This window comes from Natronorubrum halobium, assembly GCF_051351675.1.
In the GTDB taxonomy this organism is placed as follows: Archaea; Halobacteriota; Halobacteria; order Halobacteriales; family Natrialbaceae; genus Natronorubrum.
This window is the reverse complement of sequence record NZ_CP195595.1, coordinates 569,616-582,480: the sequence shown is the minus strand read 5'-3', so window position 1 is coordinate 582,480 and position 12,865 is coordinate 569,616. Positions and strand designations below refer to the sequence as shown.

Below are 12,865 nucleotides of genomic sequence, written 5' to 3'. Positions count from 1 at the left end.
AAGCGGAAGAGAGATAGCGGCAGTAGACCGACTTCGTCGATCGTCAGACGACTTGTAAGTGCCCCTCTTGCAGTTCCTCCGTCGTTACCTCCCGGTCGTGAACCTCCTTCATGTGGTTCTTGGCCAGTTCGATCGCTTCGTCTTCGTTTTCCGATTGGACGATGAATCGACAGTCATCTGAGACCGCCTCACAATCGAGTTTGTGTGCTTCTGCCATCGGTTGACTCACCCGTCCTCCAGTATGATATTCACTCACATAGAGTCATCTCGTGACCGATCCCCACCGTCTGAACGGGGTGCACGACGTGCCATGGATCGAGCAGTGGCGAGCGATACGCGGACGGAGAACGCGACCACTCACCGGCGATAGACCGATGAGCGTGGCGACCCAAGACGAACCGATGGCCGATCCCGATCACGTCCTCGTCCCGACGCTCGGCCGCCCGGGGGAGGACGAGGCGCTCACGTACGCCCTCGAGACGTTTCCCGACGCCGACGTCACGCTGCTCGCCGTCGCGACGCCGCTCGACGCCCGGATGAGCGAGGGTGGCGTCCTCGAGCGCGACGACGAACGGACGACACGGGCACGAGAGGGGGCGACGGAACTCCGCGAGTCGGTCGACGAACCGACCGCGACGGAGCGGGTTCGAATCGAGACTGCGGAGGGGCGGCCCGGCACCGTCGTCCCCCGGTATGCGACCGAGGCGGACGTCGACCACGTGATCATGTACGGCCACGGTACCGACACGAGCGGCTTCGTCCGGCGAATTCTCGGCCGCGATATCGCCACGACTGTCGTCGAACGGACGCCGCGTCCGGTGACGGTACTCGAGTAAGCTGATCCGTCTCGCTCGAGACGGTGCATACGACGTGAAACCGGTCTACTGCTGTCGCCGCTGTGGGGAAGAGATTTCCCGGACCGCCGAGGAGTGTCCCCACTGTGGCCACAACCCGGGATCGATCGCCCGGCGATTCGGCGCTGGCGCGCTCGTCTTCGGCGGGGCGCTGACGCTCGTCTCTCCACCCGTGAGACTGCTCGGCGTCTTCGTCGAGATCATCGCTCTCGGCGGGAGCTATTTGTTGTCGCCGGCGGAGTGACGCCAGCTCGAGCCGGAGTCCTCGAGACGGATTCACCCGCCGATGACCGTCGCGAGCAGTCGATAGAGTCCGTACCCCACGGCGATCGAACTCCCGAGCGTCAGCAGCCAGAAGGTGATCGTGAAGCCGATCTTCCGTTTCGAGACGCCGGCCGAGCCGGCCGCCAGCCCGCCGCCGATAACCCCCGAGAGGATGATGTTGTTCAGCGAGACCGGGATCCCGAGCGCGATCGCTAGCTGTGCGATGATAAAGCCCGGTACGAGCGCCGCGATCGACCGTCGAACGCCGAGCTGGGCGTACTCCCTCGAGGTCGCCTGCAGCAGTCGCGGTGCGGCCATCCAGGCCCCGGCGAGGATGCCGCTCGCGCCGATCGCGAGCAGGAGGATCCCCGGGAGCCCGAGTTCGATTCGGAAGAGGTTCTCGAGCGGGCCGGTCGCGAGCCCGACCTGCGAGCCGCCCGAGGAGAAGGCGACGATGCCGCCCAACACGAGCAGAAACGACCGGATCCCTGCCTCGATGGAAACGAGTACGCGCTTGCGGACCCAGGCGAACGCGAGCGCGCCACAGACGATCGTCACGAGGATGGCCCCGAGATCGACGCCCGCGGCGAGCGTCGGCCCGCCGCCGAACTGCCGAGCGACGAATCTGGCGAGTGTCCCCTGATCGGCCGCCGAATCCGGGATGACCCCGAGCCGGATGTTGGCGACGATGGCTCCGACGACCCCCGCGAGCAACGGGACGCCGACTGACTCGGGAACGTCGTCACGCCGCAATAGAATCGCAGTCACGTACGCCAGGCCGCCGGACATGATCGGGACCATCAGCCAGAACGTGCCGAGTCGCTGGTAGGTCGCCGTTGCCGGATCGCCGCCCAGCGAGAGGCCGACGCCGATCATCGCGCCCGTCGTCGCGAACGCGGCGGGGATCGGATACCGCGTGTAGATGCCGACCGCCATGAACGTCGCCGCCGTCAGCAGGCCCGCGGTGGCCGCGAGCGGCGTGATCGTGACGCCGTCGATGAGATCCCCGCCGACCGTTTCCGAGATGCTTCCGCCCTGCATGAGCGCGCCGGCGGCCGCGAGCAGGCCGATGACGAACGCGGCCCGCATCGTCGAGATCGCGTTCGCACCGATCGCGGGGGCGAACGGCGGGGAGTTGCTGTTCGCCCCGAGCACCCACGCCATGAACAGACAGGTGAGGATGGCGGTCCCGACGAGGACGGCGAACGACAGTGCGACCATTCCGTCTCTCGTCGTTCCACGACGGACCGGAAAAGCGTTCCCTCGGAAACACTCGGCGACGCGCGCTGTGACGGCGTTACTCGGACCCGTCGCTCGCAGCGGGCTGCTTTTCGAGTACCGCCCTGTAGTGGGCCGTCCCGTCGGCAGAGAGAACGTCGCGGACGTCCCACGGCGTTCCGATCGTCGCCTCCCGAAGCCGAGGCGGTGCGCACAGCAGAAAGTGCAGCGTTCGACCCACCGCTCGCTCGAGGCGGTCGTCGTCTCCCTCGCGCTCGAACTCGAGGTGGAAACACCGGTGAGCGACGCCCTCCCGCGGATCCGAACGGTAGCCGAGGAACGCCTCGTCAAGCCGCGTCGGATCGTAGTTGTCGACGACCGCGACCCCCGTATCGTCGGTAACGCGAGCGAACTCGGCCAGCAGGGTGCGAATACCAGCCAGCGACCCGCCGAGTCCGAGCTGTGTGCCGACGGCGTGGACGGCACCGAACGCGCTCGCGACCGGTAGCTCGAACATGTCGCCGACGTGAACGTCCTCGAGTCCCCGCTCGCGGGCCGTCCGAACCGCGTTCGGACTCGCGTCGACGCCGACGGCCGCCACGTCGCGCTCGGCCATCCACAGGAGGTGTTTTCCCGCACCGCAGCCGACGTCGAGAACGGGTTCGTGTCCGATCAGGCGCTCGAGCGCCTCGATCGTCTCCCGATCCCACGACTCGGCCCCCGAGAAGTAGAACTTCGCGACGTTCCCGTCCCGGACGTCCGAACCGTCGCGATAGCTGAGCCGCCCCGGCTCGTCGCGGTGATAGGCGAGCATCGCTCGGCCGAGCGGATCCGTGCTTACGTCACGCTGCCGTCGATCGGTCTGTGCCGGCCCTCCGGGACGGGTCTGCCGCATACTCGAGTCGACGGCCCGCCCGATAATAAAAACACGATGACATGTGGTTTCTGGTACCGTTGCCCACATTCAATGACCGCTAACGATTTACGACGATCGGTCCAACCACCGCTCATGAGAGTCGAATTCGACGAGGACACCTGTATCGGGATGTTCCAGTGCGTCGCGGAGTGGGACGCCTTCGTGGAGGACAAATCGAAGGGGAAGGCGATCCTCGAGGATAGCGAGGAGGTCAAAGACGGCGTCTTCGTCCGCGAGGTGCCCGAGGACGCTGAACTCGACGCGAAGTTCGCCGCGCGGACCTGTCCCGTCGACGCGATCAGGATCTACGACGACGACGGCGAGCAAATCATCCCCTGATTCTCGAGTCGACCGGCTGCAGTTCTCCGCGCCGTTATCGTCGCAACGCCGCGTCCACCAGCTGCGATTCGACCGTCCGGAGCAGCGTCGACGCCGCGCTCTCCGAACAGTCTAACGCCGACGCGACTTCCTCGAGCGAACCGCTGCGCGGAACGTCGTAGTAACCGTATTCTCGAGCCGTTTCCATCGCTTCGAACTGCCGAGCGGTGAGTCTCCCCGCGAGCGTCTCGGCCCTGCGCTGGTGGTCGCTCACCCGTTCGACCGCGACGCCGACGTCCTCGGGGAACCGCTCGACCAGCCTCGCGAGCGCGTCGGGTTCGCCGAGGACGGTGACGTGGACGCTTTCCCGACCGGTGTAGACGATCGGCGGGACGATCACGAGACCGGGTTCGTCGAACGCGCCCATCAGCGTCGCGTCGGCGGCCTGGACGTCCATCACGGCGTAGGCGTAGAACGTGTCCGCGTCGATCGGCGTGAGATCGAACCGGTGGACGACGTCCAGATCGACCGCCGTCTCCCGTACTGCATCTCGGTCGCCGACGATCAACGAGAGGAATCGAACCCGTTTCGTCTCGGGGTCGACGTGCCAGGAGAGCAGTTCCTCACGGTGGAACTCGAGTTCGTCCTCGAGTGTTGGGACGGGAAGCTGCATCCGCTCGGGGAGCCGGAGCGTCAGATCAGTCGATCGCATACCGGCACATCGTCCGCCAATATAAAGAGGTTCAGTGCTTCGGGAACACGCCGACGTTCGCCACGGTCCTCGTTTCGACCATGACCGAGACACCAGCGATGCAGTCCGACGACGCGACAGCCTCGGAGCGCGACCGCTCGAGCGCCGACCGTCCGCCGGGAATTCGGGGGCTCCCGGTGGTCGGGAGCACGCTGTCGATCGCTCGCGACCCGCTCGGTTTCGTCGAGTCGGCTCGGGGGTACGGCGACGTCGTCGCCTACGAGGGGTACGGTACCGAGTTCGCGCTCGTCTTCGACCCGCGCGCCGTCGAGGCGGTGCTCGTCTCGCGCTCCGACGCGGTCCGAAAGGGCGACTTCGAGACCGAGTTCGGCGAACTCCTCGCCCCCGAGGGCGTCGCGTTCACCGAAGGCGAACGGTGGCGACGCCAGCGACGGCTGTTGCAGTCGTCGTTCACCCCGGATCGGATCGGCTCCTACGCCGACGGGATGGTCACGGAGGCGACGGCACTCCTCGACGGCTGGGACGACGGCGAGACGATCTCGCTCGCGGACGAGCTATCGACGTACACCCTCCGCGTGCTCACTCGAACGCTGTTCGACGTCCCGCTCGAGGACGCTCGCGCCGAAACGGTCAGGCGGGCCGTAACCGCCATCGACGACTACGCGTCGCCGCGGCGACTCGCGCTCGAGTCGATTCTGCCGTCGTGGGTTTCGACGTCCGCCGAACGCGAGTACGAGGCGGCGATGGCCGACCTCGAGGCCCTCGTCGACGAACTGGTCGCGACGCGCCGCGAAACGAACGCGGCCGGCGACGACCTCCTCTCGGTGCTGGCCCGTGCGGAGTATCCCGACGGCTCCCGGCTCACCGCCGAGGAGGTCCGGGATCAACTTGTCACCTTCCTCTTCGCCGGCCACGAGACGACCGCCACGGCGCTGTCGGTCGCCTGCTGGCTGCTCGCGGGCAGCCCCGCGGTCCGGGCCGCCCTCGAGCGCGAACTCGCGACCGTTTGTGGCGACGGGAAGCCGGGACTCGAGGATCTCGGCGATCTCGCGTACACGGAGGCCGTCGTCAGAGAAGCGATGCGGCTCTACCCGCCGGTGATCGGCGTCTACCGCGAACCGGAGTCGCCGATGGTGCTGTCGGGCTATCGCGTTCCGACCGGGACGACCCTGCAGCTCTCGGCGTACGGCATCCACCGCGACGACCGCTGGTGGGACGACCCCGAGGCGTTTCGACCCGAGCGCTGGCTCGTGGACGAACCCGGGGTCGGATCCGAAACCGAGCGGACGGACGACGGTCAAGCGCTCGAGTCCGACCCCGACCGGCCCGAGTACGCCTACTTCCCGTTCGGCGGCGGGCCGCGCCACTGTCTGGGACTGCGGTTCGCGATGGTCGAACTCCAACTCGCGCTCGCGACGATCGCCCGCCGCGTCGAATTCGACCGTGTCAGCGACTCGCTCGAGCCGTCCGTCGGGATCACGCTCGATCCCGGGCCGCTCGATGTTCGCGTCCGAACGTGAGGTGACTGCAGGGGCTCGGGGCCTCGATCGGCTGCGAAAAAACGCGGTGTCGGACCAACGATTACGCGATCTCGTCGTACTGCTCCGAGAGCTTCTCGGCGGCCTCGCCGAGCTGGTCGCGCTCGAACTCGGAGAGGTCCCACTCGACGACCTCCTCGATCCCGTCGGCGCCGAGCTTACACGGGACGCCGAAGGCGGTGTCCTCGTGGCCGTACTCGCCCTCGAGCACGACGCTCGCGGGGAGCACTTCGCCGGTGTCGCGGATGATCGCCTCGACCATGTGGCCGACGCCGGTGGCCGGGCCCCACTCCGTGGCGCCTTTCTTCTCGATGACGTTCATCGCCGAGGTCTGGAGCTCCTCGAGCAGTTCCTCTTTCTCGTTGTCGGTGAACTCGAGGTCCTGACCGTCGACGCGCACCTTGGAGAACACGGGGACCTGGGCGTCGCCGTGCTCGCCGAGGATGGTCGCGTCGACGTTCTGGACGGGCGCGTCGAAGCGCTGGGAGATGACGTACCGGAAGCGGGCGGAGTCGAGGCGACCGCCGAAGCCGACGACCTGCTCGCGTGCGCGGTCGCCCACCTCGTAGAGGTGGCGGTTGAGCAGGTCGACGGGGTTCGACGTCGTGACGGTGACGAAGTCGTCGTTGTACTCCGCGAGCGAGGAGCCGATGTCCTCCATGATCGGCGCGTTGTCGCCCGCGAGATCGATACGCGTCTGGCCCGGCTGGCGCGGGATGCCGGCCGTGATGACGACGACGTCCGATCCCTCGGTGTCCTCGTAGCCGCCCTGCCGGATCCTCGTGTTCGAATCGTAGGCTACGCCGTGGTTGGTGTCCGCAGCCTGTCCGACCGTCGTATCCTCCTGATCCGGAATGTCGACGAAGACGAGTTCGTCGGCGATGTCCCGAAGCGCGATGTTGTAGCCCGCTGCGGCCCCGACCGTCCCGGCCGCGCCGACCACGCTAACTTTCGTCATACCACGTAATGCTCCACCATCCCACGCGTTAAATCCGTCGAAAACTGCTCCCTCGAACGATCTGACGAGAATACTGTCGACAGCTGTCGAACTCATTTCGATGCCCAGTTATCGTCGGCGAAACACCACGTTCCGGCGTGAATACCTCCATCGGGGGCCGAAAAGTTGACGGACGTTTCGTCTCGAGGCCGTCCTATCGACTCCGCCTCGAAACCGAACCGATCATTGTCGATGCCTGCGCTTTTCTCGTATGCGAGTCAGCGTTATCGGCGGCGGTGTGATCACCGACGAGCAGACGGCCCGCGCCGAAGCCGTCGGCCGCGAACTCGCCGCTCGCGGCCACACGGTCGTCTGTGGCGGCCGCGGCGGGACGATGGAAGCCGTCTGTCGCGGGGCGAAGGCCGAGGGCGGCACGACGATCGGGATTCTGCCGGGCGACCGCCGCGAGGCCGCGAACGAGTACGTCGACGTCGCCATCGCGACCGGACTGGGTCACGCCCGGAACGCGCTCGTCCCGCTGAACGGCGATGCGGTCGTCGCGCTCACCGGCGGCGTCGGCACGCTCACCGAGATCGGCTTCGCCGGCATCTACGACCGCCCCGTCGTCGGCCTCGAGACCCACGACGTCTCCGAGATCGAGATCGATCTCGAGACCGTCGCAACCCCTGAAGCGGCCGTCGACGCCGTCGAGGCCGCGCTCGAGGGCGAGCCCTGAATCCGACCGCAACGACTGCACGTGGAACCGCGACCGCAACGACTGAACCCGGAACCGCGACGGCCGAACCCGGAACCGTCTTTTCGGGCGCACGAGTCGAGTTCCACATGGCCGACTCCGACACGTCCGATCCGTACCGTCTCCGCGAGGACCTCCCCGAGCCAGAGACCTTTGCCGCGTTACGCGAGGCCGCGGGGATGCCGCCGCGCTCGCGCGAGGGGATCGAACGCGGCCTGCCGAACTCGCTGTACGGCGTCGTCGCCGTTCACGAGCCGACCGACGAACCCGTCGGGATGGGGCGAATCGTCGGCGCCGGCGGCACCGTCTACCAGATTTCGGATATGGCGGTCCATCCGGACCACCAGCGACGGGGACTCGGCACGCGGATTATGAAGGCCCTCGAGACCTACATCGAGGAGACGGCGCCGCCGCAGGCGTACGTGAACCTCGTGGCCGACGTCGACGGCTTCTACGAGCGATTCGGCTTCGAGGACGTCCGCCCCGCCTCGAAGGGGATGTACCGCCGGATCGACTAGCGGCCCGCCGCCGATTTCCGAGCGCGTGACCCTTCGCAGCTTTTTCGACGTTCCGCTCCCTCTAGACGAGTATGAGCGACTTCGACAAGGAAGCCGAACGCGAGAAACTTCGGGAGAAGTACGAGCGCGACGAACAGGAGCGCGAGGCGACCCAGCGCATGAGCGACCTGCTGCTCAAGGGGGCCACGATGACGAACGCCCACTGTGGCACCTGCGGCGACCCGCTCTTCCAGGAGGACGGCACCACGTTCTGTCCGAGCTGTCACGGCAACCCCGACGCCGTTCAGGGAACGGATCTCGAGGCCCAGCCGGCCGAGGAGACGGCCGACGAGGAGCCCACCGCTACCGAGACCCAGGAGCCGGATGCAACGCCGAACCGCGCGCCGTCGCGTCCGACCGACGCCGAGGACGGTGAGGCGGCCGCTGACAGTAGCCCGGCAGTCGATCCCGCGGCCGCTCGGGGGCACGACCCGGCCGACTCGAGCGTGACGACCGACTCGAGCGGCGCGACCGATCCGGCTCCCGCGACCGACTCGAGCAGCGCGGGTGACGCACAGTCCCAGGAGCCGTCGCCCGCCCCAGCACCCGCCACGGGGTCGACCGACGACCGTCGGCCGACGCGCCGGACTCCTGCGACCTCCTCGCCCGCCGACGGCGACCTCGAGGCCGCCCACGCCTCGCTCGTGCAGGCCCTCGAGAAGTTTGCAGGGATGGCCGCCGAGACCGACGATCCGCGGTACGCGACGGAGTGTCTCGAGGCCGCTCGCGAGGCGAGCGAGACGCTCGAGACGTTGCGGTGAGGAAGTGCGGTTCGGTGCCCGGGCGCTCGGTTCGGCTCGCCGTGTGACGACGGCGATGCCAGAACTTCGGCGGCTGGATCTCCTTCAGTTCGTTGTCGCCGCAGCCGTGTTCGTACAGCGGTGACGTGCGGGTCTCTCGGTTCCCGTAGTTGACCGTCGCCGGCTCTTTTCGGACGGGGGGTGGCATACTCGAGGCGAAACGCGACTTCCGGTTAGGAAACACACAAAACTTATGTCGGACTTATTCACATGAGGTATCATGTTCCCCTTCGAAAAGCGGAGTGTCTCTGCTGGGAGGCCGGACCGCTGGGAACGTTACACAGCCCGTCCAGAGGTGATTCGAGAACCATGGGTGGAGAGCTAAAACCGGACCGAGAGGGGTTCGAGACTGGCGGCGCTCGCTCTCTCGGTAATCGACTCGAGGCGGTTCACGGACGGGTTCGGTCTCGGTTCGAGATCGATACGCGCGCCCTTGCGGCGCTTCGTATCGCACTCGGTCTGATCATCCTCGTCGACCTGCTCCACCGGGCACGGGATATGCGGTACTTCTACACCGACGACGGAGTCTATCCGGTTGCGCTCTACGAGGCTACGTCCAGTCTGTACGACGGCTACTCGCTTCACGGTCTCTCCGGCGAACTGTGGTTTCAGCAGTTGCTGTTCGCGGTCGCCGCGGCGTTTGCGATCGCACTGATACTGGGGTATCGAACGAGACTGGTCGCGCTCGTCTCGCTTTTGCTGCTCGTCTCGTTACAGGTGCGAAATCCGCTGGTCCTCAACGGCGCAGACCGATTACTCCGAGTCTTGCTCCTGGTCGCGATTCTGGTCCCGCTGGGGGAACGGTGGTCGATCGATGCGCTCCGTCGCGGCACAGCGCGGACTACCGTGGTCGGATTCACGACCGCCGCGCTTCTCGTCCAGCCGATCGCCGTCCTGACTCAAAACGCGGTTCTCAAACACGGTGGCGATACGTGGTTCGCCGGCGAAGCGATCGGAATCGCCCTCGCCAACGACGTGATGACGATCTATCTCGGCAATCACCTCGGGAATTACCCTGCGCTCCTGGAGGCTCTCAACTGGATATGGGTGACGTTACTGACCGGTTCGGTCGTGTTCCTCCTGTGTACTACCGGGCGGTTGCGAGCGCTCTTTACCCTCGCGTATATCGGCGCGTTCCTCGGAATGCTGCCGGTAATGTCCGTGGGTTTGTTTCCGCTCGTTCTGATCGCAGCGGTGCTTCCGTTCCTCACGGCTCCGTTCTGGGATACGGCCGCTTCGCTGATCCCGTCTCGACGGTTGGTCGATCGACTCCCGACCGCGTCCCACCTCGGCCCGATCGGCCGACCGCCCGTGGAACGGCGCGTACTCGACGCCCTCCGTCGACGGGGTCACGAATCGACCACCTCGTTCGTCGTTACGTACGGTCGATCGTTGAAGACCGTCGTCGGTGTCATCTTTCTCGTCTGGATCCTGGTGTTTAGCGCGAGTCACGCTACCGGGATGGCCGTTCCGGACGAGATGGAATCGAACCTTCCCGACGAACAGCGATGGGGGTTGTACACGCCCGACCCGTCGCAGTCGTACAGTTGGTACGTCGCCGAAGCGGAGACGAAAGACGGATCGACGTTCAACGCCTTCAACGGTGAAGCCGTGGTGAGCGACCGTCCACCGGACGCATCGCAGGAGTACGAGACGTTCCGCCACCGCAAATACATGGAGTCGGTCCGTAACTCGGCGGGCAACGAACCGACTGAAATGATATCCGGCGAGTACGCCAACTGGGTCTGTGACCAGTTAACGCCCTATCTCGGCGACGACCTCGAGACGGTAACGATCCATCGATTCATCCAACAGAGTCCGGTCGACGGTGAGTACGAGGAGCCGCGTCAGATCACGCTCGTCGAACAGCGGTGCTGAGATTCCTCAGGAGAACCGGAGGAACTGCCGATCGTCGGCCCGCTCCTCGGTCGCCGGATACATCACGACGAAGTTACCGTCCGTGAGCGTCGAGATGCTCTTCGGGAGCGTTTGCAGTTTAGGGTCCCACCCGAGGTCGTTCCGGCGCGCGCTCGTGCAGACGACGAGGTCGTCCGAACGGACGTCGTCGCGGAGCGTGGCGAGCAGGCCGTCCCAGCCGTTCAGGTCGACGAACTCGACGGGTACGTCCGGCTCGACGAGTCCGAACAGCCGCTCGAACTGCGCCGGATCCCCGTCGACGACGAGTCCCCGAATCGGCGCGCCCGTCTGTTCGGAGATGAGTTTCACCGTGTGCAGCGCCTCGGAGAACCCGTCGTTGTGGTCGATCTCTGGCGGGAGCACGAGGACGATCCGCTGGGTCGTGTTGAGCCGCTCGCGAACCCGACCGACGAGCGCCAACTGGTCCGTTCGGCTCAGCACCCGATCGATGGTGTGACCGAACACCCGCTGTGTCCGCGACCGAGCGCCGTCCCAGCCGATGACGAGCGTCGTGATTCGGTTCTCGACGGTCGAGTGGACGATGCCCGAGGCGATGTTGTGGTTGACGCGCGTGTGCTCTTCGATCGGGACTTCGGCACCCGAGGCGTACGCCTCCATCTCCTCGAGTAGCTCCTCCGCCTCGGCGACTTTCGCTTCCGTCTTCGTGTTCGCGTCGGGACGGACCACCGCCACGGTGTGGATCGGCTCGTCGTCGCGCTCGTTCCGGATCGTAAACGCAAGATCCAGTAACGACTCCTTGTATCGCGAGTCGGCCGAAACCGGGACGAGGATCCGCTGTGGCGTGTCGCTCGGGTCGTACTCCTCGTGTTCGCGTGCGCGAACGAGCGCACCCCCGGCGCGTTCGACGAGCGCAGGACTGATCAGACTCACCACGAGGATCATCAGGACGACGGCGTTGATCATGTGCTGATCGAAGCCGGGAACGCCCGCCTCGAAGCCGATCTGGACGATGGCGAGGGCGGCGGCCGCCTGGCCGACGGACAGTCCGAACATGCCGAGAACCTCGTCGCGGTCGTAGCCGTAGATCCGGCCCGTCGTCCACGCCGCGACGTACTTCGTCGTCAGGACCATGCCGATCAGCGAGCCCGCGATCACGAGCGTGCCGGCTCCCTCGAGCAGGACGCCTACGTTGACGAGCATCCCCACGGAGAGCAGGAAGAAGGGGATGAACAGCGCGTTCCCGACGAACTCGATGCGGTTCATCAGCGGCCCCGACTCCGGGATCAGCCGGTTGAGCGCGAGGCCGGCGAGGAAGGCCCCGATGATGTGTTCGACGCCGACGAGTTCGGCGAGAAAGGCACAGACGAAGAGGACGGCCATCACGAACAGAAACTCGAAGTAGCTCTCCTCGTCGTGGATGCGGAAGAACCAGCGTCCGAGTCGGGGGACGAGCAGCCAGACGCCGACGAAGAAGGCCGTCAGGCCGACGCCGAGTTGTATCCAGAACGCGGCGTCTAAGGCCCCGTCGACGGAGGCGATCACGACCGCGAGCACGAGCAACGCGAGCGTGTCCGTCAGGATCGTCCCGCCGATCGTCGCAGTCATCGCCTCGTTTTTCGCGATGCCGAGTCGGTTGACGACGGGATAGGCGAGCAGCGTGTGCGAGGCGAAGACGGCCGCGAACAGCGACGCCGCGGCGACCGTCAGATCCAGTACGTAGACGCCGACTACCGTTCCGACCGCCTGCGGAATGACGAACGAGAACAGCCCGAAGACGATGCTGCGGTCCTTGTACTCGATGAACTGGTTGAGGTTGATCTCGAGGCCCGCGATGAACATCAGGTAGATCAGGCCCACCTCGCCGAGCAACTGGATCGTCGCGTCGCGCTCGAGCAGGTGGGCACCGTTCGGACCGATTGCCGCCCCGATCAGGATGACGCCGATGATCCCCGGAAGTCGGTAGCGTTTGAGGACGAGCGGCGCGACGAGGAAGATCACCATCGCGAGCCCGAAGATGAGCACGGGATCGTCGAACGGCGGCGTCAGCGACGGGCCGGTCGCCAGCGGTGTCGCTGTCCCCGCACTCGCTGACGACTGCATCGACGAGGATCGTACTGCA

The 12,865-nt window shown here is 66.1% G+C and carries 14 protein-coding genes; 8 read left to right on the top strand and 6 right to left on the bottom strand.

Features of this window, described 5'->3' with window-relative positions:
- Window positions 1–43: 43 nt before the first annotated feature.
- Window positions 44–217 carry a DUF1059 domain-containing protein gene (locus ACSFC7_RS02810; protein WP_436346248.1) on the bottom strand — a complete coding sequence of 58 codons (174 nt, stop codon included), beginning with the start codon at window positions 215–217 and terminating at the stop codon, window positions 44–46.
- Between the two features lie 157 nt (window positions 218–374).
- On the opposite strand from ACSFC7_RS02810, the gene ACSFC7_RS02805 reads away from it, so the two are divergent.
- The gene (locus tag ACSFC7_RS02805) at window positions 375–836 is read left to right on the top strand and encodes a universal stress protein (protein WP_436346247.1); all 462 of its coding nucleotides are present in this window, start codon (window positions 375–377) and stop codon (window positions 834–836) included.
- A gap of 34 nt (window positions 837–870) precedes the next feature.
- Window positions 871–1,098 carry a hypothetical protein gene (locus ACSFC7_RS02800; protein WP_436346246.1) on the top strand — a complete coding sequence of 76 codons (228 nt, stop codon included), beginning with the start codon at window positions 871–873 and terminating at the stop codon, window positions 1,096–1,098.
- 32 nt (window positions 1,099–1,130) lie between these two features.
- Here the strand turns inward: ACSFC7_RS02800 and ACSFC7_RS02795 are convergent, their stop codons facing one another.
- Window positions 1,131–2,339, bottom strand: coding sequence for an anion permease (locus ACSFC7_RS02795; protein ID WP_436346245.1), 1,209 nt, complete (start codon window positions 2,337–2,339; stop codon window positions 1,131–1,133).
- A 76-nt stretch (window positions 2,340–2,415) separates the two neighbouring features.
- A complete protein-coding gene (locus ACSFC7_RS02790) occupies window positions 2,416–3,231 on the bottom strand; it encodes a class I SAM-dependent methyltransferase (protein ID WP_436346244.1) in 816 nt (271 codons plus the stop codon).
- Window positions 3,232–3,345: 114 nt separating this feature from the next.
- Between ACSFC7_RS02790 and ACSFC7_RS02785 the strand changes: the two genes are divergently transcribed.
- Window positions 3,346–3,591, top strand: a complete 246-nt coding sequence (locus ACSFC7_RS02785; RefSeq protein WP_436346243.1) for a ferredoxin — start codon at window positions 3,346–3,348, stop codon at window positions 3,589–3,591.
- A 34-nt stretch (window positions 3,592–3,625) separates the two neighbouring features.
- Here the strand turns inward: ACSFC7_RS02785 and ACSFC7_RS02780 are convergent, their stop codons facing one another.
- Window positions 3,626–4,282, bottom strand: a complete 657-nt coding sequence (locus ACSFC7_RS02780; protein ID WP_436346242.1) for a helix-turn-helix domain-containing protein — start codon at window positions 4,280–4,282, stop codon at window positions 3,626–3,628.
- Window positions 4,283–4,362: 80 nt separating this feature from the next.
- Between ACSFC7_RS02780 and ACSFC7_RS02775 the strand changes: the two genes are divergently transcribed.
- A complete protein-coding gene (locus ACSFC7_RS02775; RefSeq protein ID WP_436346241.1) occupies window positions 4,363–5,802 on the top strand; it encodes a cytochrome P450 in 1,440 nt (479 codons plus the stop codon).
- A gap of 61 nt (window positions 5,803–5,863) precedes the next feature.
- On the opposite strand, the gene mdh is transcribed toward ACSFC7_RS02775, so the two are convergent.
- Window positions 5,864–6,778, bottom strand: coding sequence for a malate dehydrogenase (gene mdh / locus ACSFC7_RS02770; RefSeq protein ID WP_436346240.1), 915 nt, complete (start codon window positions 6,776–6,778; stop codon window positions 5,864–5,866).
- 250 nt (window positions 6,779–7,028) lie between these two features.
- On the opposite strand from mdh, the gene ACSFC7_RS02765 reads away from it, so the two are divergent.
- The 4 genes from ACSFC7_RS02765 to ACSFC7_RS02750 all read left to right on the top strand — a co-directional run bounded on the left by ACSFC7_RS02765 (window position 7,029) and on the right by ACSFC7_RS02750 (window position 10,746).
- Window positions 7,029–7,493 (top strand): TIGR00725 family protein, encoded by a 465-nt coding sequence (locus ACSFC7_RS02765; protein ID WP_436346239.1) that lies wholly within the window; start codon window positions 7,029–7,031, stop codon window positions 7,491–7,493.
- Window positions 7,494–7,600: 107 nt separating this feature from the next.
- A complete protein-coding gene (locus ACSFC7_RS02760) occupies window positions 7,601–8,029 on the top strand; it encodes a GNAT family N-acetyltransferase (RefSeq protein WP_436346238.1) in 429 nt (142 codons plus the stop codon).
- A gap of 71 nt (window positions 8,030–8,100) precedes the next feature.
- The gene (locus ACSFC7_RS02755) at window positions 8,101–8,829 is read left to right on the top strand and encodes an Sjogren's syndrome/scleroderma autoantigen 1 family protein (protein ID WP_436346237.1); all 729 of its coding nucleotides are present in this window, start codon (window positions 8,101–8,103) and stop codon (window positions 8,827–8,829) included.
- Window positions 8,830–9,177: 348 nt separating this feature from the next.
- Window positions 9,178–10,746 (top strand): HTTM domain-containing protein, encoded by a 1,569-nt coding sequence (locus ACSFC7_RS02750; RefSeq protein ID WP_436346236.1) that lies wholly within the window; start codon window positions 9,178–9,180, stop codon window positions 10,744–10,746.
- Window positions 10,747–10,752: 6 nt separating this feature from the next.
- Here the strand turns inward: ACSFC7_RS02750 and ACSFC7_RS02745 are convergent, their stop codons facing one another.
- Window positions 10,753–12,846: a cation:proton antiporter gene (locus ACSFC7_RS02745; protein ID WP_436346235.1), complete on the bottom strand. Its 2,094-nt coding sequence runs from the start codon at window positions 12,844–12,846 to the stop codon at window positions 10,753–10,755.
- Between the last annotated feature and the right edge of the window lie 19 nt (window positions 12,847–12,865).

Excerpts from the sequence above, each read along its gene's own strand:
- ACSFC7_RS02755 (WP_436346237.1), top strand. The coding sequence starts at position 8,101 with ATGAGCGACTTCGACAAGGAAGCCGAACGCGAGAAACTTCGGGAGAAG.
- ACSFC7_RS02745 (WP_436346235.1), bottom strand. The coding sequence starts at position 12,846 with ATGCAGTCGTCAGCGAGTGCGGGGACAGCGACACCGCTGGCGACCGGC.
- ACSFC7_RS02805 (WP_436346247.1), top strand. The coding sequence starts at position 375 with ATGAGCGTGGCGACCCAAGACGAACCGATGGCCGATCCCGATCACGTC.
- ACSFC7_RS02785 (WP_436346243.1), top strand. The coding sequence starts at position 3,346 with ATGAGAGTCGAATTCGACGAGGACACCTGTATCGGGATGTTCCAGTGC.
- ACSFC7_RS02765 (WP_436346239.1), top strand. The coding sequence starts at position 7,029 with ATGCGAGTCAGCGTTATCGGCGGCGGTGTGATCACCGACGAGCAGACG.
- ACSFC7_RS02775 (WP_436346241.1), top strand. The coding sequence starts at position 4,363 with ATGACCGAGACACCAGCGATGCAGTCCGACGACGCGACAGCCTCGGAG.
- mdh (WP_436346240.1), bottom strand. The coding sequence starts at position 6,778 with ATGACGAAAGTTAGCGTGGTCGGCGCGGCCGGGACGGTCGGGGCCGCA.
- ACSFC7_RS02795 (WP_436346245.1), bottom strand. The coding sequence starts at position 2,339 with ATGGTCGCACTGTCGTTCGCCGTCCTCGTCGGGACCGCCATCCTCACC.
- ACSFC7_RS02810 (WP_436346248.1), bottom strand. The coding sequence starts at position 217 with ATGGCAGAAGCACACAAACTCGATTGTGAGGCGGTCTCAGATGACTGT.
- ACSFC7_RS02760 (WP_436346238.1), top strand. The coding sequence starts at position 7,601 with ATGGCCGACTCCGACACGTCCGATCCGTACCGTCTCCGCGAGGACCTC.
- ACSFC7_RS02750 (WP_436346236.1), top strand. The coding sequence starts at position 9,178 with ATGGGTGGAGAGCTAAAACCGGACCGAGAGGGGTTCGAGACTGGCGGC.
- ACSFC7_RS02780 (WP_436346242.1), bottom strand. The coding sequence starts at position 4,282 with ATGCGATCGACTGATCTGACGCTCCGGCTCCCCGAGCGGATGCAGCTT.
- ACSFC7_RS02790 (WP_436346244.1), bottom strand. The coding sequence starts at position 3,231 with ATGCGGCAGACCCGTCCCGGAGGGCCGGCACAGACCGATCGACGGCAG.